We start from the raw sequence: 25771 nt of genomic DNA, 5'->3' as shown, positions 1-25771 counted from the left end.
ATGACTGACCAAACCACTCCCGCGCCGGACAAGCCGAAGAGCAGGCGTTTCGCGGGTAGGAGAAGTCCGGTGAGCATCGGCGGTATCGGCATCCTGGTGGTGCTGATGGTCGCGGTGTCCGCGTTCTTCCTCAACGAGCTGCCGCTGGTGGGCGCCGGAGCGCGCTACTCCGCGGAGTTCAGCGAGGCCGCGGGCCTGAAGAAGGGCAACGAGGTCCGTGTCGCGGGCATCAAGGTCGGCGAGGTCGACAACGTCGAGCTCGACGGTGATCGTGTCAAGGTGACCTTCCGCGCCAACAACACGTGGATCGGTGACCGCACCGAGGCGTCCATCCAGATCAAGACGGTGCTGGGCCAGAAGTACCTCGCGCTGACCCCGCTCGGTGACAAGCTCGCCGACCCGGACAAGCCGATCCCGCTGGATCGGACGGTGTCGCCGTACGACGTCATCGAGGCGTTTTCGGATGCGTCGACGCAGCTGACCGACGACCCGAACACCGGCGAGGCCGGCATCGATTCGCAGCAGCTGGCACAGGCGTTCGATGCGCTGAGCAACTCGCTGTCGGGTACGGCGGGCAACTTCGCCCCTACACTCGACGGTCTGTCCCGGTTGTCCGAGACCATCGCCAGCCGCGACTCGGAGGTCAAGCGCCTGCTCAAGGCCACCAAGTCCACCACCGGCATCCTGGCCAACCGCAACGAGGAGTTCACCCGGCTCATCGCCGGTGCGGGCGAGCTGCTGCAGGAGCTGAACAACCGGCAGAAGTCGATCTCCAAGCTGCTCTCGACCACCACCACTCTCAGTACCTCGCTGACCGGCCTGGTCCGGGACAACGAGAAGCAGATCGGGCCGGCGCTCGACGCCCTCGCCGATGTCAACAAGCTGCTGCAGAAGCAGAACCAGAACATCCGCGACACGATCAAGTACATGGCGCCGTTCTACCGGCTGTACACGAACGTCCTCGGTAACGGCCGGTGGCTCGAATCGGTGGTCACCAACATCCTGCCGCCGGCCCTGCCGCAGCAGAACACGACCCGGCCGCCCAACAAGACGGCCAATCAGAACAACGGCGGAACGGAGGCCGGCTGATGACGGTTCCCGATATGACCCAGACATCGGGCCCGGGCCGCTGGTTCACCCCGCGCGCCATCGTGATGACGGTGTTCGCGCTGATCCTGGCGCTGATCGTGGCGGGTGCCCTGTGGTGGGTGTTCACCTCGATGGGCAAGACCAAGATCGATGCGACGTTCGCGCGCACTGTCGGTATCTACAAGGGCACCGACGTCCGGGTTCTCGGAGTGAAGGTCGGCGAAGTCGACGAGGTGACCCCGAAGGGCGACAAGGTCGAGGTCAAGATGTCGGTCGATCGCGGCATTGATCTGCCCAAGGATGTCAAGGCGGTGCAGGTCGTGCCGTCGATCGTGGCCGACCGGTACGTGCAGCTGACGCCGGTCTTCACCAAGGGTATGGCGAAGGCGCCCAAGTCGTTCAGCCTGAGCGTCGACAAGCAGCAGACGATGGTCCCGGTGGAGGTCGACGAGCTCTACCGCGGCATCCAGAACCTGACCGACGCGCTCGGACCGAACGGGGCCAACAAGCCCGGCACCGGTGAGCAGGAGGGCGCGCTGACCAAGCTCGCCCGCATCGGTGCCGACAACCTCGAAGGCAACGGCGCCAAGCTCGGCGAGACCATCGAGAAGCTGTCGGAGGCCTCGCAGACGCTCGCCGGATCCAGCGGCGACATCGTCTCCACCATCAAGAACCTCGACTTGTTCGTGGGCGCGCTGCGCGAGAACGACACGCAGGTCCGCCAGTTCAACTCGCAGATGGCCACGTTCTCCAAGTACATGGTCGGTGAGCGCGAGCAGCTCGGGCAGGCACTCAACAAGCTGTCGTACGCCCTCGGTGATGTCGCGACCTTCCTCGACGACAACGAGCAGAAGCTCGGCAAGACCGTCCGCGATCTGCAGCCCACCACCAAGGCACTGGCCGACCAGAAGGACAACCTGAAGGAAGTCCTGACGGTGCTGCCGCTGACGATCAGCAACCTGATCAACGCCTACAACGCCGAATCGGGAACCCTGGACATGCGGCTGACGATCCCGCAGCTGCAGGATCTGCTCGGGGCCGGCTGCTCGACGCTGGACCTCGGCAAGCTGATGCCAGGTGACCCGGCCGCGAAGCAGTGGAGCGCCACCATGCGCCCGCTCGTCCAGAACTGCTCCAAGGTGGCCAAGCAGATCACCAAGGGTGTTCTGGAGCCGACCCTGCCGATCCTCCCGTTCGGCATCATGAGCAACGACAAACTGCAGCAGAAGCCGGCGCCCGGGACCACCCCCGGCAACTCGGATCCGCAGCTCAAGCAGACACCGCCGTCGCAGCGTGGGGGCAACTGATGACAAGTATCGGCAATAACCGGCGCGCCCGGCGTTCGGGCCGCGCGGCCGGCATCGGTGCGGCTCTGGTGGCGACGACCGTCGCGATCGCGGGCTGCGGCATCGACATGAAGCAGATGCCGCTGCCCGGCGGTACCGACACCGGCAGCCACCCGCGGGAGTACACCATCCAGTTCGACAACGTGCTCGATCTGGTGCCGCAGTCCCAGGTGAAGAAGGACGGCATCAACGTCGGCAAGATCCTGTCGATCAAGGTGCCCAAGGACTCGTGGCAGGCGAATGTCAAGATCCAGGTCAAGAACGACGTCAACCTGTCGGAGAATGCGCACGTCGAGATCCAGCAGACCGCTCTGCTCGGTGAGAAGTTCGTGGCGTTGTCGGAACCTGAGGGTTCCGAGAACGTGCCGCGGCAGGACCCCAAGCAGCTGATCCGCAACTCGGTCGGCAAGCAGCGCACGCGCACGGCCACCGACATCGAGCAGGTGCTCGGTGCGCTGTCGATGCTGCTCAACGGTGGTGGGCTGAGCCAGCTGACCCCGATCGTCAACGAGCTCAACAAGGCGCTCGGGAACGACGGCACGGAGCTGCGCTCCCTGCTGGAAACGACGCAGACACTGATCGGCGGCCTGAACCGGCAGCGTGACGACATCGTCAGCGCGATCGAAGGCCTCAACCGCCTGTCGGTGCGGACGAACGCGCAGACCGAGCAGATCGACCGCATCCTGGGCGAGCTGCCCGAGGCGGTCAAGGTGCTCGAAGATCAGCGTCCGCAGTTCGTGGACCTGCTCACCAAGCTCGACACGCTGGGCGATGTGGGCACCGGGATCCTCACCAAGTCGCGGGAAGCGCTCATCACCGATCTGCGCGCGCTGCGTCCGGTGCTCAGCGAACTCACCAAGGCCGCACCGGACCTGATCACCTCGGCTCCGCTGTTCCCGACGCTGCCGTTCCCGGACGAGATCCTCCCGGCCGTGCACGGCGACTCGACCAACCTGTTCATGACCCTGGACCTGCGCATCCTCAACCAGATCGAGGCGCTCGGTGTGGGTCAGGGCACGCCGAAGCATTCGCCGGTCAAGGTGAACCCGTACCCGGTCGACCCGAGCAACCCGTACGTCAACGGCAACGGTTCGCGTTCGGGCTGGCCGACGGTCAGCCTGATCAACCCCGCTCCGGGGTCGCAGCCCGGTCCGAACACCCCGCCGTCCGGTGGCAAGTACTCGGCCAAGAAGAAGAAGTCGACCGCCAAGGCCAAGTCGGATGACAAGGCCAGGTCGGATGACAAGGCCAAGCCGAAGACGCAGTACTCGGTGATGCCCGCTCCGGCCACGGCGGACCAGCGGTTCATCGACGGCCCGCTCTCGATGATCGGGGGAGACAAGTGATCAGCAAACTAGCCAAGGTGCAGCTGATCGCGTTCGCGATCGTCGGCATCATCGCCATCGTCTACGCGGGCGCCAAGTACGCGCGCCTGGACAAGCTGTCCGGGTTCGGCCAGTACGACGTGACCGTGCAGATGGCGGAGTCCTCGGGCGGCATCTTCAAGAACGCCGAGGTCACCTACCAGGGCACACCGGTCGGGTCGGTCGGCGACCTGAAGCTGACCAAGGACGGCGTCGACGTCATCCTCAAGCTCAACAAGAGCGCGCCGAAGGTGCCGGCCACCGCCCACGCGGTGATCGCCAACCGGTCGGCGGTCGGTGAGCAGTACGTCGACCTGCAACCGACGTCAACGACGGGTCCCTACCTGAAGGACGGCTCGGTCATCCCGAAGGACCGGACGTCGATCCCGGCGCCGATCGAGAACATCCTCAACTCGGCGATCAAGTTCACCGAGGAGGTGCCGCTCGACGATTTCCACACGGTGATCACCGAGCTCGGTAAGGCACTCAGCGGGCAGAGCGAGAACCTGGAGAAGCTCGTCGACTCGCTCGGCGTGCTGGCCAAGGCGGGGGTGAAATCGCTCCCCGAGACGGTCTCGCTGATCGAGAACTCGAACGTCGTCCTGGCGACGCAGTCGGCGCAGAAGGACGAGATCCTGAGCTGGTCGCGCGATCTCGACTCGATCGCCGAGACGCTCAAGTCGTCCGATCCCGATATCCGGCGGATCCTGAAGAACGGGCCGGGCACGGCGACCGAGCTGTCCGAGCTGATCCAGAAGCACGGCGGCGACATGACCAAGGTGATGAAGGATCTCGGCAACACGATCCGGACGATCGGCCCCACCGGCTACGCCACCAACACCATCTTCGCGATGCTGTCGGCGCTGTCGGCCGGTGCCAAGAGCGTGGTTCCCGGTGACGGCCAGATCCACTTCGGCATCGTGCTCGAGACCAACAACCCGCCGGCCTGCACCAAGGGCTACGAGAGCACGCAGACGATCATCGACGAGATGAAGAAGCGGAACCCGAACTTCGACATCAACTACGACGAGTTCCCGTTCAACACCCAGGCCGAGTGCAAGGCTCCGGTGGGCAACGCGACCGGTGTCCGCAGCGCCTCCCGTGCCGACCTGGCGAATCCGACGATCCCGCAGCCCTGGGACAACAAGCCCAAGAAGGATCCGGACAAGCTGAATCTCAACCCGATCGCGACGCAGCTCGCGAGCCTGCTCGGCATCCACGCCAAGTAGTCATCGAGGGAACCCATGTCGTTCGCGCGGACGCGACGGCATGGGTTTTCTCAGTGTCAGGCGCTAGAGTGGCCGTCGGCCGACAGGTGAGCGCGATCTCACCGGTGCGTGATGCGGGCGAGGTGCCGGCCCTACCGGACGAGCCCGACATAGCGGAGAAGTCCATCGACTCAAGGATGAAATGACCGACGACAGTTCACATTCGGCGGACGAGGCTGCCTCGGGTACGCCGGACCCGGCGGAAACCGAATCCCCACAGACCGCGGACGACACGACGAGCAGCGACGCCGGCGCCGAGAGCACTCCCGCCGACGAGGCGACGCCGGTGACGGCAGGGGACGACACGGCGACGGTCGTCCTCGGCAAGGAGGACGGCGGCAAGAAGGACGGCGGCAAGAAGGACGGCGACAAGAAGGACGGCGACAAGAAGGACGGCGACAAGAAGGACGGCAAGGCGAAAGCGAAGCCAGGAGTAGCTACCGATGTCGCGTCCGTCGGTGCTGCGACCGCGGCTCCGGGCCCGTCGCAGCAGACCCGTCTGCTGGTGACGGCCCTGGCGGGTGTCGCGGCGATCGCGGCGCTGGTCTGCGCGATCATCTTCGGGATCAGTGGCTACAAGGTCTACACAGAGGACAAGCCGACGCAGAGCGCCCGCGAGGACGCGACGGTGAGCGCGGAGAACGCGATCATCAACATCACCACCATCGACCCGACGAACACCAAGGACTGGCAGCGCCGCATCGATTCGTCGCTCACCGGCGACGCGCGCAGCCAGATCACCCCCGACGACTTCAAGAAGCTCACGCAGCAGATCACGGCGGCGGGCACCGACAAGGTGGCCAAGTTGTCCAGCCGCGTGCTGCGCAGCGCACCCGTCGAGGTGAATGCCGAGGACGGTACCGCTCGCGTGCTCGTCTACGTGGAGGCCACCTCGAAGCGGCAGAACGAGGCGGGTGTGAAGCGGTCGATGGGCTTCATGGTCGGCATGACCAAGAAGGGTGACCTGTGGAAGGCGTCGAGCATCACCTCGCTCGACTCGCTGGCACTGGAGACCGACATGACCAATGCCGGTAACCAGACCGGCACCCAAACGCAGGGGACCCAGACCCAGACCCCGGCACCGACCCAGACCCCGGCACCTGCGCCGAATCCGACCCAGGGGGCAGGCAACTGATGATGGCCACCAATCCACGTTCCAAGAAGGCCCGGCCCCGCGTCGCCGGACTCGACCGTGAGGGCAAGCCGATCGCGGCCACCACCGACACGGCCGAGGAGTCAGTGACCGAAGCGCCGAAGCTGACCAAGGTCTCGGAGCCGACTGAGGACACGGCCACCCCGGCAACGGAGAAGACGGAGGCAGCCGCGGCCACCGCCACGGAGAAGGCCGAGAAGACCACGGCGAAGGCAGAGGCCGCAGCGAAGACCGCGCCGTCTGCCGGCTCGGACCCGCGGTTCGCCGTCACCCAGACCGCGATCACCCGACCGCTTGCCGTCGCGACGAAAACCGGCGGCACCGCGACGAAGACCGGCTCGAAGAGTTCGTCGCCCTGGAAGCTCGCGATCGGCCTCGGTATCGCGGCCGCGGTGTTCGCGGTTGTCGCGATCATCGGCGCCCTGCATCCGGGTGCGAGCATCGGCTCGGACAAGGCGTTCATCGACGAGAAGGCGACCACCGAGCTGACCGGGCAGGCCGGGCAGAAGGCGTGCGACGTCCTGGCCTACAACGGCACGGACTTCGACAAGTGGGCGGCCAAGGCGCGGTCGGCGCTGACGGGTAGACCGCTCAAGGAGTTCAACGAGTACCTGCCGACGCAGAAGCAGCTCATCGAGCAGACCAAGGCGGTCGCCGACTGCAAGGTCGACGGTGTGGGCGTGATGGAGCTGACGGGCAGCGGTGACGGCGCCAAGGCGCACGTGATCATGAACCTGGTCATCAGCCAGTCGCTGGCGGGGCAGGCCGCCAACAGCGGTGCTCCCGCAGTCGATCTGCACATGGTCCGCAAGGGCGACGCCTGGCTCATCGAACAACTGGACGAGATCCGCGCGGTCTCGTGAAGACCTGCTCATCTTTCGCGAATCTGGGTGTTTCGCTTGACGCGGAGCCGATCTCGGGCCACTCTGTGACCAGTGAAAGATGAGCAGGCAGCCATCGGCGACAGATCTCTATCCGTCTGGGTGAGATCGTTCCAGGCGTGAGTTGACAAACCGCGCCTATTTTCTGATACAGTTGGACGTTGCGCTGGCTGCCTCCTGTCCATCTTTGATTCTTCCCCAGGCCACATATGACGCGTCGTGCGTCATATGAACCCGTGGTTGATGCCAACACAGGTGTGTCTCCAGCGAACGGCCCATCAAGGGCGAGCACCGCTAGCTAGGTTCACACTTCGTGTTGGAAGGACGCATCTTGGCAATCAACCGCCAGTCCACCTCAACCATCCCCGGAGCGCCGCATCGCGCTTCATTCGCAAAGATCAGCGAGCCGCTGGAGGTCCCCGGCCTCCTCGATCTGCAGCTCGACTCCTTCGAATGGCTCCAAGGTTCGCCGGAGTGGCGGGCCAAGGCGCTGGCCCGGGGCGTCGAGAACCCCACGGGCGGGCTTGAGGGCATCCTGCACGAGCTGTCCCCGATCGAGGACTTCTCGGGTTCGATGTCGCTGTCGTTCTCCGATCCGCACTTCGACGAGGCCAAGGCCTCGGTGGAGGAGTGCAAGGACAAGGACATGACCTACGCGAAGCCGCTGTTCGTCACCGCCGAGTTCATCAACAACAACACCGGCGAGATCAAGTCGCAGACCGTCTTCATGGGCGACTTCCCGATCATGACCGACAAGGGCAGCTTCATCATCAACGGCACCGAGCGTGTCGTGGTGAGCCAGCTGGTGCGTAGCCCCGGCGTGTACTTCGACGCCGCCATCGACAAGGCCACCGAGAAGACCCTGCACACCGTCAAGGTGATCCCGGGCCGCGGCGCGTGGCTGGAGTTCGACGTCGACAAGCGTGACACCGTCGGCGTGCGTATCGACCGCAAGCGCCGTCAGCCGGTCACCGTGCTGCTCAAGGCGCTCGGCTGGACCACCGAGGAGATCACCGAGCGTTTCGGTTTCTCCGAGATCATGATGTCGACCCTGGAGAAGGACTCCACCTCCAACCAGGACGAGGCGCTGCTCGAGGTCTACCGCAAGCTGCGCCCGGGCGAGCCGCCGACCAAGGAGTCGGCCGAGTCGCTGCTGGAGAACCTGTTCTTCAAGGAGAAGCGTTACGACCTGGCCAGCGTGGGCCGCTACAAGGTCAACAAGAAGCTGGGCCTGACCGCCAACCCGATGGTCGGCGAGTCCACCCTCACCCGTGAGGACATCGCGGCCACCGTCGAGTACCTGGTGCGTCTGCACGAGGCCGACCCGCACACGGTCACCTTCTCGTCGGTCACCGGCCCCGAGGGCATCGAGGTGCCCATCGAGGTCGACGACATCGACCACTTCGGCAACCGTCGTCTGCGTACCGTCGGCGAGCTGATCCAGAACCAGATCCGCGTGGGCCTCTCGCGTATGGAGCGTGTCGTGCGTGAGCGCATGACCACCCAGGACGTCGAGGCGATCACCCCGCAGACCCTGATCAACATCCGTCCCGTGGTGGCGGCGATCAAGGAGTTCTTCGGTACCAGCCAGCTCTCGCAGTTCATGGACCAGAACAACCCGCTGTCGGGTCTGACCCACAAGCGCCGGCTGTCGGCGCTGGGTCCGGGCGGTCTGTCGCGTGAGCGCGCCGGCCTCGAGGTCCGCGACGTGCACCCCTCGCACTACGGCCGGATGTGCCCGATCGAGACCCCTGAGGGTCCGAACATCGGCCTGATCGGTTCGCTGTCGGTGTACGCGCGGGTCAACCCGTTCGGCTTCATCGAGACCCCGTACCGCAAGGTCGAGAACGGTCATGTCACCGACACCATCGAGTACATGACCGCCGACGAGGAGGACCGCTACCTCATCGGCCAGGCCAACACCGCCTACGACCTCGACGGCCGCATCACCGACGAGCGCATCCTGGTGCGTAAGAAGGGCTCCGAGGTGGAGTTCGTCGGTGCCGACGCCGTCCAGTACCTCGACGTCTCGCCGCGCCAGATGGTCTCCGTCGCCACCGCGATGATCCCGTTCCTCGAGCACGACGACGCCAACCGCGCCCTGATGGGTGCCAACATGCAGCGTCAGGCCGTGCCGCTGGTGCGCAACGAGTCGCCGCTGGTGGGCACCGGTATGGAACTGCGTGCCGCGGTCGACGCCGGCGACGTGATCGTCTCCGAGCTGACCGGTGTGATCGAGGAGGTCTCGGCCGACTACATCACGGTCATGGGTGACGACGGCAGCCGCAAGACCTACCGTCTCAACAAGTTCGCCCGCTCCAACCACGGCACGTGCGCCAACCAGCGCCCGATCGTTGACGAGGGGCAGCGCGTGGAGGCCGGTCAGGTGCTCGCCGACGGCCCGTGCACCCAGAACGGTGAGATGGCGCTCGGCAAGAACCTGCTCGTGGCGATCATGCCGTGGGAGGGTCACAACTACGAGGACGCGATCATCCTGAGCCAGCGGCTCGTGGAGGAGGACGTGCTCACCTCGATCCACATCGAGGAGCACGAGATCGACGCCCGCGACACCAAGCTCGGTGCCGAGGAGATCACCCGGGACATCCCGAACGTCTCTGACGAGGTGCTCGCCGATCTCGACGAGCGCGGCATCGTGCGTATCGGTGCCGAGGTCCGTGACGGCGACATCCTGGTCGGCAAGGTCACCCCGAAGGGTGAGACCGAGCTGACCCCGGAGGAGCGCCTGCTGCGCGCCATCTTCGGCGAGAAGGCCCGCGAGGTGCGCGACACCTCGCTGAAGGTGCCGCACGGCGAGACCGGCAAGGTCATCGGTGTGCGCGTGTTCAGCCGCGACGACGACGACGATCTCGCGCCCGGCGTCAACGAGCTGGTCCGCGTGTACGTGGCGCAGAAGCGCAAGATCCAGGACGGCGACAAGCTCGCCGGCCGGCACGGCAACAAGGGCGTCATCGGCAAGATCCTTCCGCAGGAGGACATGCCGTTCCTGCCCGACGGCACTCCCGTCGACATCATCCTGAACACCCACGGTGTGCCCCGTCGTATGAACATCGGCCAGATCCTGGAGACCCATCTGGGCTGGATCGCCAAGGCCGGCTGGAACATCGACGTGGCGAACGGGGTTCCGGACTGGGCGTCGAAGCTGCCCGAGGACATGTACTACTCGGCACCCGACACCAACACCGCCACCCCGGTGTTCGACGGTGCGCGCGAGGAGGAGCTGACGGGTCTGCTCGGCAGCACCCTGCCCAACCGCGACGGCGAGGTCATGGTCAACGGCGACGGCAAGGCGATGCTGTTCGACGGCCGCTCCGGCGAGCCGTTCCCGTACCCGGTGTCGGTCGGCTACATGTACATCATCAAGCTGCACCACCTCGTCGACGACAAGATCCACGCGCGTTCGACCGGTCCGTACTCGATGATCACCCAGCAGCCGCTCGGCGGTAAGGCCCAGTTCGGTGGCCAGCGCTTCGGTGAGATGGAGTGCTGGGCGATGCAGGCCTACGGCGCCGCCTACACCCTGCAGGAGCTGCTCACCATCAAGTCCGACGACGTGGTCGGCCGCGTGAAGGTGTATGAGGCCATCGTCAAGGGCGAGAACATCCCTGAGCCCGGTATCCCCGAGTCGTTCAAGGTGCTCCTCAAGGAGCTGCAGTCGTTGTGCCTGAACGTGGAGGTGCTGTCCTCGGACGGCGCGGCCATCGAGATGGCCGACACCGACGACGAGGACCTCGAGCGCGCCGCGGCCAACCTGGGCATCAACCTCTCGCGCAACGAGTCGGCCACCGTCGACGACCTGGCCAACTGACCCTCACCCCATTGACTGAGCTACTGAAAGGCAACTAGTGCTCGACGTCAACTTTTTCGACGAACTGAAGATCGGCCTGGCCACGGCCGACGACATCCACAACTGGTCGTACGGTGAGGTCAAGAAGCCGGAAACGATCAACTACCGCACGCTCAAGCCCGAGAAGGACGGCCTGTTCTGCGAGAAGATCTTCGGACCGACCCGCGACTGGGAGTGCTACTGCGGTAAGTACAAGCGCGTCCGGTTCAAGGGCATCATCTGCGAGCGCTGCGGTGTCGAGGTCACCAAGGCCAAGGTGCGCCGTGAGCGGATGGGCCACATCGAGCTGGCCGCACCGGTCACCCACATCTGGTACTTCAAGGGTGTGCCGAGCCGGCTGGGCTATCTGCTCGACCTGGCGCCGAAGGATCTGGAAAAGATCATCTACTTCGCCGCCTACGTGATCACCTCTGTCGACGACGAGCTGCGCCATGCGGAGCTCTCGACCCGTGAGGCCGAGATCGAGGTCGAGAAGAAGGCCCTTGCCGATCAGCGCGATGTCGATCTGAACGAGCGCCAGCAGAAGCTGGAGCAGGACCTGGCCGAGCTGGAGGCCGAGGGTGCCAAGGCCGACGTGCGCCGCAAGGTCAAGGACGGCGCCGAGCGCGAGATGCGCCGCATGCGTGATTCGGTGCAGCGCCAGATCGATGAGCTGGTGGAGATCTGGGACAAGTTCACCAAGCTGAGTCCCGGCGAACTCATCATCGACGAGAAGCTGTACCGGCAGCTCGACGAGCGTTTCGGTGAGTACTTCACCGGCGCGATGGGTGCCGAGGCGATCAAGAAGCTCCTGGAGATCTTCGACATCGACGCCGAGGCCGAGTCGCTGCGCGAGACCATCCGCAGCGGTAAGGGCCAGAAGAAGCTGCGCGCGCTCAAGCGCCTGAAGGTGGTTGCCGCCTTCCAGCAGTCGGGCAACTCGCCGCTGGGCATGGTCCTGGACGCGGTGCCGGTGATCCCGCCGGAGCTGCGCCCGATGGTGCAGCTCGACGGTGGCCGGTTCGCCACCTCCGACCTGAACGACCTGTACCGCCGGGTCATCAACCGCAACAACCGCCTCAAGCGACTGATCGATCTGGGTGCACCCGAGATCATCGTCAACAACGAGAAGCGGATGCTGCAGGAGTCGGTGGACGCGCTGTTCGACAACGGCCGTCGCGGCCGACCGGTCACCGGTCCGGGCAACCGCCCGCTGAAGTCGCTGAGCGATCTGCTCAAGGGCAAGCAGGGCCGGTTCCGCCAGAACCTGCTCGGTAAGCGCGTCGACTACTCGGGCCGTTCGGTCATCGTCGTCGGCCCGCAGCTCAAGCTGCACCAGTGCGGTCTGCCGAAGCTGATGGCGCTCGAGCTGTTCAAGCCGTTCGTGATGAAGCGTCTGGTGGACCTGAACCAGGCCCAGAACATCAAGTCGGCCAAGCGCATGGTGGAGCGTCAGCGCCCCGCCGTGTGGGACGTTCTCGAAGAGGTCATCAACGAGCATCCGGTGCTGCTGAACCGTGCGCCCACCCTGCACCGTCTCGGTATCCAGGCGTTCGAGCCGCAGCTCGTCGAGGGCAAGGCCATTCAGCTGCATCCGCTGGTGTGTGAGGCGTTCAACGCCGACTTCGACGGTGACCAGATGGCCGTGCACCTGCCGCTGTCGGCGGAGGCGCAGGCCGAGGCCCGCATCCTGATGCTGTCGTCGAACAACATCCTGTCGCCGGCGTCGGGCCGCCCGCTGGCCATGCCGCGTCTGGACATGGTGACCGGCCTGTTCTACCTGACCACCCTCAAGGAGGGCGCGGTCGGTTCGTACCAGGAGGCCACCGATGACAGCGCGGAGGAGGGTGTCTACTCGAGTCCGGCCGAGGCGCAGATGGCCGTCGACCGCGGTGCGCTCACCGTGCAGTCGCGCATCAAGGTGCGGCTGACCGGTCAGCGTCCGCCCGCCGACGTGGAGCATGAACTGTTCCCCGAGGGCTGGCGTTACGGACAGCCGTGGACCACCATCACCACGCTGGGCCGGGTGCTGTTCAACGAGCTGCTGCCGGTGGAGTACCCGTTCGTCGACGAGCAGATGCCGAAGAAGCGTCAGGCCGCGATCATCAACGATCTCGCCGAGCGTTACCCGATGATCGTCGTCGCGCAGACCGTCGACAAGCTCAAGGACGTGGGCTTCTACTGGGCCACTCGCTCGGGTGTCACGGTGTCCATGGCCGACGTGCTGGTGCCGCCGCAGAAGGCGCAGATCCTCGAACGTTACGAGGAGCGTGCCGACGGGATCGAACGCAAGTTCCAGCGTGGTGCGCTGACCCCGGACGAGCGTCGGGATGCGCTGGTGGAGATCTGGAAGCAGGCCACCGAAGAGGTCGGTAAGGCCATGGAGGAGTACTACCCCGAGGACAACCCGATCATCATGATCCCGAAGTCGGGTGCCACCGGTAACCTGACGCAGGTTCGTAACCTGTCGGGCATGAAGGGTCTGGTGACCAACCCGAAGGGTGAGTTCATCCCGCGTCCGATCAAGTCCTCGTTCCGCGAGGGCCTGACGGTGCTGGAGTACTTCATCAACACCCACGGTGCCCGTAAGGGTCTGGCCGACACCGCGCTGCGTACCGCCGACTCGGGCTACCTGACCCGTCGTCTGGTGGACGTGTCGCAGGACGTCATCGTCCGGGAGACCGACTGCGGCACCGAACGCGGCATCCTCGTCGCGCTCGGCGAGAAGCAGCCCGACGGTTCGATCATCCGCGACGCGCACGTGGAGACCTCCGCGTACGCCCGCACCCTGGCGGCCGACGCGGTCGACGCCGACGGCAACGTCGTCGTCGAGCGTGGTCACGACCTGGGCGACCCGGCCATCGAGGCACTGCTGGCCGCCGGCATCACCGAGGTCAAGGTGCGTTCGGTGCTCACCTGTGGCACCGGCACCGGTGTGTGCGCGCACTGCTACGGCCGTTCGATGGCCACCGGCAAGCTCGTCGACATCGGCGAGGCCGTGGGCATCATCGCCGCCCAGTCGATCGGTGAGCCCGGTACCCAGCTGACGATGCGTACCTTCCACCAGGGTGGTGTCGGTGACGACATCACCGGCGGTCTGCCCCGTGTCCAGGAGCTGTTCGAGGCGCGTGTCCCCAAGGGTGTCGCCCCGATCGCCGAGGTCTCGGGCCGGGTGCGCCTGGAGGACGACGACCGCTTCTACAAGATCACCATCACCCCGGACGACGGTTCGGAAGAGGTGGTCTACGACAAGATCTCGAAGCGGCAGCGGCTGCGTGTGTTCAAGCACGACGATGGTTCCGAGCGTCTGCTGTCCGACGGTGACCACGTGATGGTGGGCCAGCAGCTCATGGAGGGCTCGGCCAACCCGCACGAGGTGCTTCGCGTGATGGGCCCGCGCCAGGTGCAGATCCACCTGGTCAACGAGGTCCAGGAGGTGTACCGGAGCCAGGGTGTGTCGATCCACGACAAGCACATCGAGACCATCGTGCGGCAGATGCTGCGCCGGGTCACGATCATCGACTCGGGTTCGACGGAGTTCCTGCCCGGTTCGCTCACCGAGCGCGCCGAGTTCGAGGCCGCCAACCGCAAGCAGGTCACCGAGGGCGGCGAGCCCGCCGCGGGCCGTCCGGTGCTGATGGGTATCACCAAGGCATCGTTGGCCACCGATTCGTGGCTGTCGGCGGCGTCGTTCCAGGAGACCACCCGCGTGCTCACCGATGCGGCCATCAACAGCCGCAGCGACAAGCTGATCGGTCTCAAGGAGAACGTGATCATCGGTAAGCTCATCCCGGCCGGCACCGGTATCAACCGGTACCGCAACATCCAGGTGCAGCCGACCGAGGAGGCGCGGGCCGCCGCGTACGCGGTGCCGTCCTACGACGACACCTACTACAGCCCGGACGGCACCTTCGGTGCCCCGTCCGGTGCCGCGGTCCCGCTCGACGACTACGGTTTCTCGGGCGACTACCGCTAGTCACCCGATAGCCTGAAACCCCCTGTGGCCCCCGCACTTTCGAGTGCGGGGGCCACAGTCGTCTCTACGGCTGAATCGCTCATCAAATCCGGCTCCGCGAGAGCCGTCAGTAGCCGACGGCGCCCCCGAGCCGGATCTCGCGGGCCCCGACGGTGGCCGCCGCTGCTGCGTCGACGGCCTTGCGGCCGAGCGCGTCGACCTCGGTGCCGCTGATCGGGTGTACGGGTCCCAGGATCATGATGGTCGCCGCGGCCTCGCCGTCGTCGCTGAATACCGGCGCCGACACCTGGACCAGGCTCATCTCGGCGTCGGGGTCGAGGTCGGTGGCCAGGTATTCGCTGTGGCTCAGCTCGCCGGCCAATTCGTCCCGCGTTCTGCGGGTGGGCGCGTCGTCGGGGGTGAGCGCGAAGTCGGACATCACGCGGCCGCGATCCCGCTGCTGACGATCTGCCGGAGTTTCGGGGTCGGCGTGGCCGACGCGATGGAGATACGGCGCGGGGTCCTCGCCGAGCACGCCGGGATCGTCGCCGTCGACAGACTGGTGAAGCCGATCATCGCGCAGCGGCGGGCCGAACCGCGCAACGACCTGATCAGCGTGCTGGTGCAGGCCGAGCTCGCCGACGACGAGACCGGACAGACGCATCGCCTCACCGACGACGAGGTGTTCATCTTCTCGTTCCTGCTCCTGGCCGCCGGATCGGGCACCACCTGGAAGCAACTCGGCATCATCATGCTGATGCTGCTGCGTGATCCCCGGTGGCTCGACCGGGTCAAAGACGATCCGGACTTCCTGGGAGCGTTCATCGAGGAGACGATGCGATGGATGCCCACCGACCCCTTCTTCTCGCGGTTCGCCACGCAGGACACGTCCCTGCACGGCGTGGACATCCCGGCAGGGTCCGTCGTTCACCTGTGCTTCGCCTCGGCCAACCGTGACCCGGACCGCTGGGAACGGCCCGACGATTTCGACCCGGAACGCAAACAACTGCCGCACATGGGTTTCGGTGCCGGATCGCATGTCTGCCTCGGCCAGCACGTCGCCCGCGCCGAGATCCGGGAGGCGATTGGCGCACTCGTGACCAGGCTGCCCGGGCTGCGCCTGGACCCGGCCGCCGAAGCGCCGCGCATCACCGGACTCTACGAACGCGGACCGACCGCGTTGCCGGTCCTCTGGGACCACATCTGACCGCTGTCCCGGCGCCGGCCACCGGTCCGCGCCACCCGTAACCGATTTGAGGAGAACAACGATGACCGACACAGCGCAAGCCGCCGACACCCTCTCCCGCTACGACCAGGCCGCACAGGTGCTCGACAGCATCTTCGGGCCTGCCTGGCGCGAGAAGCAGAAGGAGACCGGATTCAAGGCGGTCGACGACTTCCAGCGCATCGCCGTGGAGTCCTGCTACGCCGACGTGTGGTCGCGCGACACCCTCGACTACAAGACCCGCAGCGCGATCTGCCTGTCGATCCTGGCGACCCGGGGATCGCACGAGGAGTTCAAGATGCACGTCGAGGCGGCGCTGGCCAACGGCTGGACGCACGAGGAGATCTTCGAGATCGTCCTCAATTTCATTCCGTACATCGGTGTCCCGAAGTCGATGCAGGCGTTGAAGGTCGCCGGCGCCACCTTCAAAGAGCTGTTCGAGCGCGATGTCGCGGCCGCCGAAGCCAACTGACCACCAGCGCAAACTCTTTCCGGACAAGGACATAACCATGACACAGACCATTGAACCGCCCGTCGTCGAGGAAGCCGTCGTCGAAGAAGCCGCCGCACCGGCTCCCGCCCCCGAACCGCCCAAGCGGCGCGCGCAACGCGTGTGCGAATGGGCCGTGGGTGCCGACTACAAGGACTTTCCCGCCGAGACCGTCGAATTCACGAAGGCGTTGCTGCTCAAGACGATCGCGGGCATGATCGCCGGCAGCCGCGAACCGGCCGCCCGCATCCTCACCACCTACTTCGCCGAACAGGGCGGCAGCCCCGAGGTGGGTCTGGTGGGCGCCGGATACCGCAGCACCGTGGAGAACGCGGCCTACGCCAACGCCACGTTCGCCCACTCCTCGGAGCTCGAGGACAACGAGATGCCGAACTTCACCAGCGCGTACTGGATGCTGCCGGCGCTGTTCCCGGTCGCCGAGAAGCAGACGGCCAGCGGAAAGGACCTGATCACCGCGGCCATCGTCACCTGGGAGGTGGCCTCGCGCTACAGCTCGGCCGGCCCCGGTGAGGCGCTGATGTCCACCCACATCTGTCCGCCGTCGTGGTTCGGGCCGCTCGGGGTGGCCGTCGGCACCGCCAAACTGCTGAAGCTCGACGCCGGGCGCACCGAACACGCGTTGTCGATGGCGGGGTCGTGGTCGTCGGGCCTCGGCCAGGCCGGCTGCGACACTCACTTCCTGGAGTCCGGGCACACAGCGAAAATGGGTGTGCAGTCGGCATTCCTGGCCCGCCTGGGTGCCACCGCCGAGTTGGGCGTCCTCGATATCAAGAACGGCATCTACGCCCCGCTGGTGGCCAACGGGGAGATCGACCTCACCAAGATCGACGCCGATCTGGGGCAGGCGCCGTACCGGATCAACCGCGCCTGCATCAAGAAGTACAGCGCGACATCTTCGAACTCATGGACATTCTCACCTACACCCGGGTCGGAAAGCGGAACAGCTGATGCGGCTCAAGGACAAGGTCGCGGTCATCACCGGCGCCGGGTCGGGTGTCGGGCGGGCCACCACCCTGCGTTTCCTCGCCGAGGGGGCCAAGGTGGTGTGCGCGGATGTCCGCCAGGACTGGCTGGAGGAAACGGTCGAACTGGCCGGGGGTGGCCAAAGTGGTTCGGGTGCTGATGATTCGGTGATCGGGGTGCGGTGCGATGTGACCGTCGAGGCAGATCTGGAGCGGCTCGTCGACGCGACCGTCGACCAGTTCGGCACGCTCGACGTGATGCACAACAACGCCGGGATCACCGGACTCAAGGCCGGCGCCACCACCGAGGACTACACCGAGGCCGAATGGCGCAGGCTGTGGGACATCAACGTCAGCGGGGTGTTCTACGGCTCCAAGTACGCGATCCGCCGGTTCAAGCAGCAGGGTGCCGGTGGGGTCATCCTGAACACCGGTTCCGTCGCGGGCATGGTCGGTTTCGGAAGCGTGCTCTACGGATCCACCAAGGGCGCGGTGAACCAGCTCACCAAGGGGCTGGCGGTCGAATGCGCCAAGGACGATATCCGGGTCAACGCGATCTGTCCGGCCGCGATGCCGCTGACCAACTTCTCGGCGGCCGACGACAAGAAGTTCGAGCCGGTGGCACAGGATTTCGTCGACATCGTCGCCTCGATCCATCCGCTGGGCCGGATCATCACCGCCGAGGACTGCGCCGCGGCGGCGGTGTATCTGGCCTCGGACGAGGCGAAGAACATCACCGGGGTGCTGCTGCCGATCGACGGGGGCTACGTGGCACAGTAGGCCGGCACGAGCGTGGCGGGTTCGTTCAGGAGCGGGTGCCCGACAGTCGGGTCGCCCGGTGGTCGGGGATCACCAATGACAAAGGAAGACTTATGTATTCATTTTCTTCTCAGGTGAGGCACGTGCGTTCGGCGCTGCTGGCGGTGTCGATCGGCGTACTCGCGCTGAGTGGCCTGACCGCCTGCGGCGACGACGGTGACGACACCGCTGCGAACACATCGGCATCGTTTCCGGCCGAACCGGCCACCGGTGCCCCCATCAAGATCGGTTTCGTCTCCAGTGAGGGCGGCGCCATCGGGACGGCGCTGACCAGTGTCCGGCAGTCGGCCGAAGCCGCGACCCGCTACCTGAACGACAACGCCGGAGGCATCAAGGGTCACAAGATCGAGTTGGTGGTGTGCAAACAGGAAGAAACCCCGGCCACGGCCACCGCGTGCGCCACGACCGGCGCATTCTCACTCACCGGCGGTACCGTCGCCATTCTCAACGGCATGGCGCAGACGGCGGCCGGGGATGGCATCAAGAAGATCGCCGTGATCGCCGGCACCGGACCGGATTCGGCGAGTCTGCTCAAACAGATCGGTGGCCGGTTCTTCACGAAGGCCGGTGTCGAGGCCGAGTTCATCGGAATTCCCCTCGACACCCCCGACCCGACCCCACAGATCACCGCAGCGCTCAAGGGTAAGCCCGGCGCGGTCGGCGTACTGGGTGACGGACGGCTGTGCACGGCTCTGCTGAAGACACTGCCCGCGGCATCGGCCGACACCACCCCGTACGTTCTCGGTCCGTGCCTGGACAAGACGGTGCTCGAAGCGGTCGGCGGGGATGCGGTCAAGGGAGCCAAGCTGTTCGGATCGAACACCGCGTATTCCGATGAGCCCGAATCGGCCCTGTACCGGCAGATCCTCGGTGCGTACGCACCCGATGTCGATCCGGCCGGTATCGGCTACGGCGGATACCAGGCGGTGATGGGTTTCGCGGAGGCGCTGAACAAGTCGGCCGTCACCGATTTCACCCCGGCCGGTGTCAAGCAGGCGATGACGGCGACCAAGGACGTGCCGCTTCCGTCGGCGGGTGGACTCACCTTCACCTGTGACGGCAAGGCATTCCCGCTGCTGTCGGCGCTGTGCTCACTGAAGACGGTGGTCAGCGATGTCGACGCCGACGGACGCTGGAGTGGCGACCGCGTGGTCGGCGCCTGATCGACACCGCGACAGGCGATTCGATGGCCGACCATCTGGTTTTTCTCGCACTGGGATTGGGCAACGGGGCGGTGTTCGCCGCACTCGGCCTCGCCCTTGTGATGACCTACAAGAGTTCCGGGGTGGTCAACTTCGCCACCGGCGCGATCGCGCTGTACGCCGCGTACACGTATGCGTTCCTGCGAAAAGGAGAGTTGCTCAACCCCATTCCGGGTCTGCCCGCGCGCATCGACCTCGGACAGGAACTCGGGGTCGCCGCGGCAACGGTGATAGCCGTGTCGATCTCGGCGGTGCTCGGCGTGCTGCTCTACCTGCTGGTGTTCCGCTGGATGCGGTCCGCGCAGGTGCTCGCCAAGGCGGTCGTGTCGATCGGTCTGATGCTGGTGGTGCAGGCGCTCATCGCCCTGCGGGTGGGTGCCGACACCCCGGCGGTCGCGGCGATCTTCCCCAAGGACACCGTCGGGGTGGGGGACGGTGCGGTACCGGTCGACCGGCTGTGGCTGGCCGGGGTCGTCGTGCTGATGGCATTGGCCTCCGGACTTGTGCTGCGCTACACCCGTTTCGGGTTGGCGACGCGGGCTGCGGCGGAATCGGAGAAGGGGGCGCTGCTCAGCGGGTTGTCGCCGGAGAAGATCGCGATCAGCAACTGGGCGCTGTCGTCGGCGACGGCGGCAGTCGGCGGCATCGTGATCGCGCCGATCGTCGCACTCAGCCCGGTGGGGTACACGATGTTCATCGTGCCTGCCCTCGCCGCTGCCCTCGTCGGCAATTTTTCCTCGATCGGGGTCACCGTCGGTGCGGGTATCGCGATCGGGATGCTGCAGTCGGAGGCGACCAACCTGCAGACAAGCATCTCGTGGTTTCCCGACGTCGGTGTGGCCGAGGCGATTCCGCTGGTCCTGATCATCGGATTCCTGTTGCTGCGTGGGCAGCCGCTGCCCGGTCGCGGCGCGGTGACCCGCGGTGATCTCGGGCGCTGCCCGCGACCCCGGAACGTGTGGCGGCCGGTGGCCATCGGTGTGCCGGTGGTCGCGCTCGCCCTGGCGGTGACCTCGGGGCAGTTGGGCAATGCGGTGGTCACCTCGATCATCCTGGCCATCGTCGCACTGTCGCAGGTGGTCATCAGCGGCTATGCCGGACAGGCCTCGCTGGCGCAGCTGACCCTGGCCGGGGTGGGTGCGTTCAGCCTGAGCCGGATCACCACCGACCTCGGTGTCCCGTTCCCGTTCGCCCCCGTCCTGGCGGCGCTGGCCGCGCTCGCGGTGGGTGTGGTCGTCGGGTTGCCCGCGTTGCGGGTGCGCGGGCTGCCGCTGATGGCGGTGACGCTGGCGCTGGCGGTGTTCCTGGAGGCGTTCTGGTTCCGCAATCCGTCGTTCAACGGCGGGCTGAACGGGTCGCCTGTAGCCGAACCGTCCATCTTCGGAATCGACCTGGGAATCGGTGCGGGTGAACACTATCCACGATTCGGTTTCGGGATCGTGTCTCTGGTGTTCCTGACGATCGTCCTCCTCGGGGTGGCCTGGCTGCCTAATTCGAGACTTGGGACATCGATGCTGGCGGTGCGTGCCAACGAACGTTCGGCGGCGGCGTCGGGAATCAATGTGGGAGTGGTGAAGCTGACGGCGTTCGGGATCTCGGCGTTCATCGCCGGGCTCGGCGGTTCGCTCATCGGCTACCAGCAGCATATGGCCAGCGAATCGTCGTACGGTGTGTTCGCGGGTGTCGGGCTGTTCGCGATCTGCTACATCGCCGGCGTCACCTCGATCTCCAGTGGTCTGCTCGCCGGACTCATGGCCTCGGGCGGGCTGCTGTTCTACCTGATGGACAGGTATCTGCACTTCGGCGAGTGGTATCTGCTCGTGTCCGGGGTCCTGCTGGTGGTGACCGTGATGGCCAATCCCGACGGCCTCGCCCGGTACATCCACGAACGTCATTCCGCGCCAAGGTCTCCGGCCGATATCTCCGGTGACGAACCGGTGCAGGCCTTCGCCCCCGTCCGGGGTGGGCGGGCCATCGGAGAGGTGATCCTGGAGGTCGACCGAGTGGGGGTGCGCTACGGTGCCGTCACCGCCGTCGATGATGCCGGTTTCGATGTGCGCGAGGGCGAGATCGTCGGACTGATCGGTCCCAACGGTGCGGGCAAGACCACGCTGATGGACGCGATCAGCGGCTTCACCCCGGCCACCGGCGACATCCGGCTCGACGGAATCGGGATCGGTGGCCTGCCGCCACACCGCCGAGCCCGGGCCGGTCTGGGCCGCACGTTCCAGGACATCGAACTGTATGACGAGCTCACCGTGGCCGAGAACGTGATGGTCGGTGGCAGCGACACCGGCGTACTGGCCCGGCTCGGCATAGCCGACCTGGCGCAGGTGCCCGCGTCGGACCTGTCGCAGGGCCAACGGCAACTGGTGTCGGTGGCGCGCATTCTGGCCGGCGCCCCACGCCTGGCGCTGCTCGACGAACCGGCAGCCGGCCTCGACTCGTCGGAAAGCCGTTGGCTCGGTGAGCGGTTGCGCGCCGCCCGCGACAGCGGTGTCACGATGCTCCTCGTCGACCACGACATGGACCTGGTGCTCTCCATCTGTGACCGCATCATCGTCCTGGACCTCGGCAAGGTCATCGCCACCGGCACCCCCGACGACATCCGCAACAACCCGGCCGTCGTCGGCGCCTACCTCGGTACCCCTGTCCCGGCCTAGCCCGCCGGTTATGAGCGACAGCTCACGGGCGGCATCGTCCGGCTACCCTGAAGTCATGACCGCGGCCGAGCGTTACGACGATGCTGACGACGAGTCGTTCCCGACTCGTCAGGTGCGGCTGCCGGTCGTGCCGCCCGGAGGGTTCACCGTGGCGGATCTGCCGAAACTCGCGGGGGTCATCGATGGGCGTTTCGAACTGCTGGACGGTGACATCGTGATGATGGCGCCCGCCACGCACTGGCATAACCAGGCGATCAACCTGCTGTGGTTCGCGTTGCGATCTGTCGCACCGGAAGGGACGATCATCGCCCGTGAAGCGGGCGTTGACCTGGGATCGAGTGTGCCGATTCCCGATCTGGTCGCGGTATCCGTCGGCGAGGTGGTTGCCTCCGATATCGCTTTTTCGCCCACCGATGTGTGCCTGGCTGTCGAGGTTGTTTCCCCCAGCACCAAGACCAAGGACCGCCGATTCCGTCCCGCTCAGTACGCCGACGCGGGTATCGAGTGTTACTGGCGGGTGGAGAACGAGGAAGACGCGATGGTCGTCTACTCCTTCGAACTGCTCCCTGAAGGTGGCGTGTACGCCCCGACCGGTGTCCACCGCGGTCGGCTCATTGTCGACAAGCCGTTCCCTGTCGACATGCAATTACCCGCTGTCACCTGGTCCTGACGCAGCGGATCGCGCTCACGGACGGCGTGCGTTGAACTTCTGCCAGAACACCTCACGCAGGCGGTAGCGGACAGGCTCGGGGATGTCGCCGACCGTGAGAGCGTCGGAGGCGTCCATGAGCATGGCCCGGTCGAGGTCCTGGGGGATCGACGGCCGCGACGCGGCGAGCCGGCGCACCTCGTCGGCCGAGGCGGTGTCGAGGAATGAGGACAGGACGCGTTCGGCGACGGCCTCGATCGCGGCTCCGTCGTTGTCGATGTCGGGTGCGTCGTAGCCGGGCATTACGTGACCGATCTCGCCGCTCTTCGAGCTGTAGGCGAGGGTACTGGTCTGCCGGGGTTTCACCACCGGGATCTGAGTGGAGGCGGCGACGGTCGCCGGTGAGGCCTTGCGGGGTTCCACGGCGGGTTTGGGGGCCACCGGATGTTGTGAGGCCGGATGCTGGGCGGGGTGTGGCGCCGCCGGATGCGGGGCCGCCAGGTGTGCTGGATGCGGGCCGGGTTTCGGTCCGGGGCGGGCGGGTTCGGTGGGTGCCGGGGCCGCGGTCTCGGGCACCTTGCGGTCGATCTTGATCACCGCCGCGTCGACGGCCGCACCGTCGATGACCTGCATGTCGTCGACGGCCCGCAGCAGGTGCCTGCTGATGCCGTGCGGTTTGCCCGCTGCGTTGGGGACGGCCAGCACCACTACCTGCACACCGTGCACCTGCGCCTCCTCGACGGCCTCGGTGAGGTCGTCGTCGCCGGAGACGAGGAAGAACACGTCGGAGGCGTTGTTGCGGGCGTGGGTGACCAGGTCGAGCCCGATCCGCAGATCCACACCCTTCTGTTCGCCGCCCACCCCGAACCGGCCGAGCCGCAGTTTCACCTTCGGCAGTTCACCGATGCGTTCCTGCCGCGGGTCGGGGACACCGTTGTGCGCCGAGTCGTACCAGTGCACGCGCAGCGTGGGCAGCCCGGACAGCCGCGACGCGGTGTTGACGAGGGTGGAGATCAGCGCGGCGTCGTCGACGTTGATGCCGCTGCGCAACGATGTGCCGGTCGCCCGGGTGGCCGCGGAGGCGAGGAGGTAGCCGGCGTCGACGTAGACACAGTTCGTGGAGCGCATGCGCGGATTATGTCACCGGATTCTGTGCGCGTGATTAAACGTCCGGCGGCGCGCCCCCAACCGTCACCATAACTGTGACCTCACCAGAACTGTGACATCACCAGATCTGTGACATCACCAGAACTGTGACATCACCAGAACTGTGACATCACCAGATCATGGGCGCCAGGAACTTCTCCGCGAACGCCCGCACCGACGCGTCGTCGTGGACGTCGACGGTGGTCGACTCGCTCATCAGCAGCGACACGACGAGCCGGAACTGGATCTCGGCGGCCTGTTTGATCTCATCGTCGGGCATGCAGGCGCCCGCCGCGCGCAGCGTGGTGACGATACCGCCGCTGAAGGTGTCGACGAGTTCGGTGAGCCCACCGCCTTGCTGGCCGAGCAGGATGCCGGTGCTTTCCGCGCCGTCGGCGAGGATCTGGGTGATGAGCCGGTTCTGGCGCACCCCGGTGACCGCGAGACTGAACGCCTCGACGACGGTGGCGCGCGGATCGAGGCCGGCCACCCGCTGGCCGATCTCGGTGACGAACCGCATCTGGAGGTGCCGGACGACCTGCGCGAGCAACTCGTCCTTGCTGGGGAAACGCCGGTAGACGGTGCTGCGGCTGACGCCGGCGTCGGCGGCGATCGACTCCATGCTGGCCTGCCGGATGCCGGCGCGGGTGAACTCATCGACTGCCGCGCGGATGATGGCGTGGGTCTGCTGTTCCTGAGCATCGCTCCGGCGGGTGCCCCGATAGGTGACCTGGGTCAAGTCGAATCACTCCTGTGCTGCACTGTCGAAAATTCCATCTGGTGTGATGCGGGGCACTGTCGGTATGGTACGTTACCGACTCGAAAGTGACACAGCTGAGGGCGTGTCGTGTCAGAAACCTCAATCAATCGCATTTCTCCGCCGCCGTCGTGCACCAAATATCAGACGGGAGTCTCACATGCCGCTTGCTGCTGTGCAGAGCTTCGGGCGCACGGTGCGCCTGGGTGCCCGCACCCCGGTGATCGCGGTCGTCGACATGATCGGCGGACGTTTCCCGTACCGCGAGGCGATCGTGCAGGCCTGGTTCCTGCTCAGCATCACCGTGCTGCCCGCCCTGCTGATGGCCGTCCCGTTCGGCGTGATCATCGCCGTGCAGATCGGTGGCCTCACCAACAACCTCGGCGCCAGCTCGATGGCAGGCGCGGTGGGCGGCATGGGCGTGATCCAGCAGGGCGCCCCGATGGCCGCGTCGCTGCTGCTCGGTGGCGCGGGTGCCTCGGCGATCACCGCCGACCTCGGCGCCCGCACCGTCCGGGAGGAGATCGACGCGATGCGGGTGCTCGGCATCGACCCCACCCGCAGGCTCGTGGCCCCGCGCATGGTGGCGATGATCCTGGTGGCGCCGGTGCTGTCGGTGCTGATCATCGTGATCGCCGTCGCGTCCAGCTTTGTCGTCTCGATCGTCGGCCAGGGCGTGGTCGCCGGCTCTTACTGGCAGTCGTTCGGCAGTTACGCCTCGCTCACCGACCTGTGGATCTGCCTGCTCAAATCCGTCATCTTCGGCTTCGTGGTGGTGGTGATCGCCGCGCGGCGCGGCCTGGAGGCCGCAGGCGGTTCGCGCGGTGTGGCCGACGCCGTCAACGCCTCCGTGGTGCTCGGCGTGGTGGTGTGCATGGTCGTCAACGTGGTGATCACCCAGATCACCGCACTGTTCATCCCGATTCAGGTGATCTGA

At 66.1% G+C, this 25771-nt stretch carries 18 protein-coding genes and 1 pseudogene; 16 read left to right on the top strand and 3 right to left on the bottom strand.

From position 1 onward, the window contains the following. From GOAMR_RS12545 to GOAMR_RS12510, 8 genes are all read left to right on the top strand, one after another. Entirely contained in the window at positions 1–1089 is a 1089-nt protein-coding gene (locus GOAMR_RS12545; protein ID WP_040515149.1) for an MCE family protein, read from the top strand. Further along, entirely contained in the window at positions 1089–2396 is a 1308-nt protein-coding gene (locus GOAMR_RS12540) for an MCE family protein (RefSeq protein WP_005188041.1), read from the top strand. The genes GOAMR_RS12545 and GOAMR_RS12540 overlap by 1 nt, the downstream gene beginning before the upstream one ends. Then, positions 2396–3781 carry an MCE family protein gene (locus GOAMR_RS12535; RefSeq protein WP_005188038.1) on the top strand — a complete coding sequence of 462 codons (1386 nt, stop codon included), beginning with the start codon at positions 2396–2398 and terminating at the stop codon, positions 3779–3781. The genes GOAMR_RS12540 and GOAMR_RS12535 overlap by 1 nt, the downstream gene beginning before the upstream one ends. Beyond that, entirely contained in the window at positions 3778–5028 is a 1251-nt protein-coding gene (locus GOAMR_RS12530; RefSeq protein ID WP_005188035.1) for an MlaD family protein, read from the top strand. Before GOAMR_RS12535 ends, GOAMR_RS12530 begins: the two co-directional genes overlap by 4 nt. A 181-nt stretch (positions 5029–5209) precedes the next feature. Continuing rightward, entirely contained in the window at positions 5210–6202 is a 993-nt protein-coding gene (locus tag GOAMR_RS25365; protein ID WP_005188033.1) for an Rv1363c family protein, read from the top strand. Positions 6203–6204: 2 nt separating this feature from the next. After that, on the top strand, positions 6205–7083 hold the full coding sequence (locus GOAMR_RS23660) for a hypothetical protein (RefSeq protein WP_138943709.1): 879 nt from the start codon (positions 6205–6207) through the stop codon (positions 7081–7083). Positions 7084–7432: 349 nt separating this feature from the next. Then, entirely contained in the window at positions 7433–10927 is a 3495-nt protein-coding gene (gene rpoB / locus GOAMR_RS12515; protein WP_005188028.1) for a DNA-directed RNA polymerase subunit beta, read from the top strand. A 37-nt stretch (positions 10928–10964) separates the two neighbouring features. Then, entirely contained in the window at positions 10965–14921 is a 3957-nt protein-coding gene (locus GOAMR_RS12510) for a DNA-directed RNA polymerase subunit beta' (RefSeq protein ID WP_005188026.1), read from the top strand. A 106-nt stretch (positions 14922–15027) separates the two neighbouring features. Here GOAMR_RS12510 and GOAMR_RS12505 read toward each other — a convergent pair whose 3' ends face one another. Continuing rightward, positions 15028–15339 carry a hypothetical protein gene (locus GOAMR_RS12505; protein WP_005188024.1) on the bottom strand — a complete coding sequence of 104 codons (312 nt, stop codon included), beginning with the start codon at positions 15337–15339 and terminating at the stop codon, positions 15028–15030. A 51-nt stretch (positions 15340–15390) separates the two neighbouring features. Here GOAMR_RS12505 and GOAMR_RS12500 point away from each other — a divergent pair, with 51 nt between their 5' ends. The 7 genes and pseudogenes from GOAMR_RS12500 to GOAMR_RS12475 all read left to right on the top strand — a co-directional run bounded on the left by GOAMR_RS12500 (position 15391) and on the right by GOAMR_RS12475 (position 22952). Next, positions 15391–16107, top strand: coding sequence for a cytochrome P450 (locus GOAMR_RS12500; RefSeq protein WP_005188021.1), 717 nt, complete (start codon positions 15391–15393; stop codon positions 16105–16107). A gap of 61 nt (positions 16108–16168) precedes the next feature. After that, positions 16169–16597, top strand: a complete 429-nt coding sequence (locus tag GOAMR_RS12495) for a carboxymuconolactone decarboxylase family protein (RefSeq protein ID WP_005188017.1) — start codon at positions 16169–16171, stop codon at positions 16595–16597. Continuing rightward, positions 16572–17432: pseudogene (locus GOAMR_RS25590) on the top strand (MmgE/PrpD family protein); the annotation flags it as partial. The gene GOAMR_RS12495 and the pseudogene GOAMR_RS25590, both read left to right, overlap by 26 nt. 151 nt (positions 17433–17583) lie before the next feature. Further along, positions 17584–18378 (top strand): SDR family NAD(P)-dependent oxidoreductase, encoded by a 795-nt coding sequence (locus GOAMR_RS12490; protein WP_040515146.1) that lies wholly within the window; start codon positions 17584–17586, stop codon positions 18376–18378. 122 nt (positions 18379–18500) lie between these two features. Next, entirely contained in the window at positions 18501–19580 is a 1080-nt protein-coding gene (locus GOAMR_RS12485) for an ABC transporter substrate-binding protein (protein WP_050942705.1), read from the top strand. A 23-nt stretch (positions 19581–19603) separates the two neighbouring features. Further along, a complete protein-coding gene (locus GOAMR_RS12480; protein ID WP_005188008.1) occupies positions 19604–22282 on the top strand; it encodes a branched-chain amino acid ABC transporter permease/ATP-binding protein in 2679 nt (892 codons plus the stop codon). Positions 22283–22337: 55 nt separating this feature from the next. Beyond that, positions 22338–22952, top strand: a complete 615-nt coding sequence (locus GOAMR_RS12475; protein WP_050942704.1) for a Uma2 family endonuclease — start codon at positions 22338–22340, stop codon at positions 22950–22952. A gap of 15 nt (positions 22953–22967) precedes the next feature. Here GOAMR_RS12475 and GOAMR_RS12470 read toward each other — a convergent pair whose 3' ends face one another. After that, positions 22968–24059, bottom strand: coding sequence for an NYN domain-containing protein (locus GOAMR_RS12470; protein ID WP_005188002.1), 1092 nt, complete (start codon positions 24057–24059; stop codon positions 22968–22970). A 148-nt stretch (positions 24060–24207) separates the two neighbouring features. Next, positions 24208–24816: a TetR/AcrR family transcriptional regulator gene (locus GOAMR_RS12465; RefSeq protein WP_005187986.1), complete on the bottom strand. Its 609-nt coding sequence runs from the start codon at positions 24814–24816 to the stop codon at positions 24208–24210. A 178-nt stretch (positions 24817–24994) separates the two neighbouring features. On the opposite strand from GOAMR_RS12465, the gene GOAMR_RS12460 reads away from it, so the two are divergent. Further along, on the top strand, positions 24995–25771 hold the full coding sequence (locus GOAMR_RS12460; RefSeq protein WP_005187983.1) for an MlaE family ABC transporter permease: 777 nt from the start codon (positions 24995–24997) through the stop codon (positions 25769–25771).

This window comes from Gordonia amarae NBRC 15530 (genome assembly GCF_000241345.1).
Classification (GTDB): domain Bacteria; phylum Actinomycetota; class Actinomycetes; order Mycobacteriales; family Mycobacteriaceae; genus Gordonia; species Gordonia amarae.
Note: the sequence above shows the minus strand (reverse complement) of the source record. Positions and strands in the feature narration are given on the sequence as shown.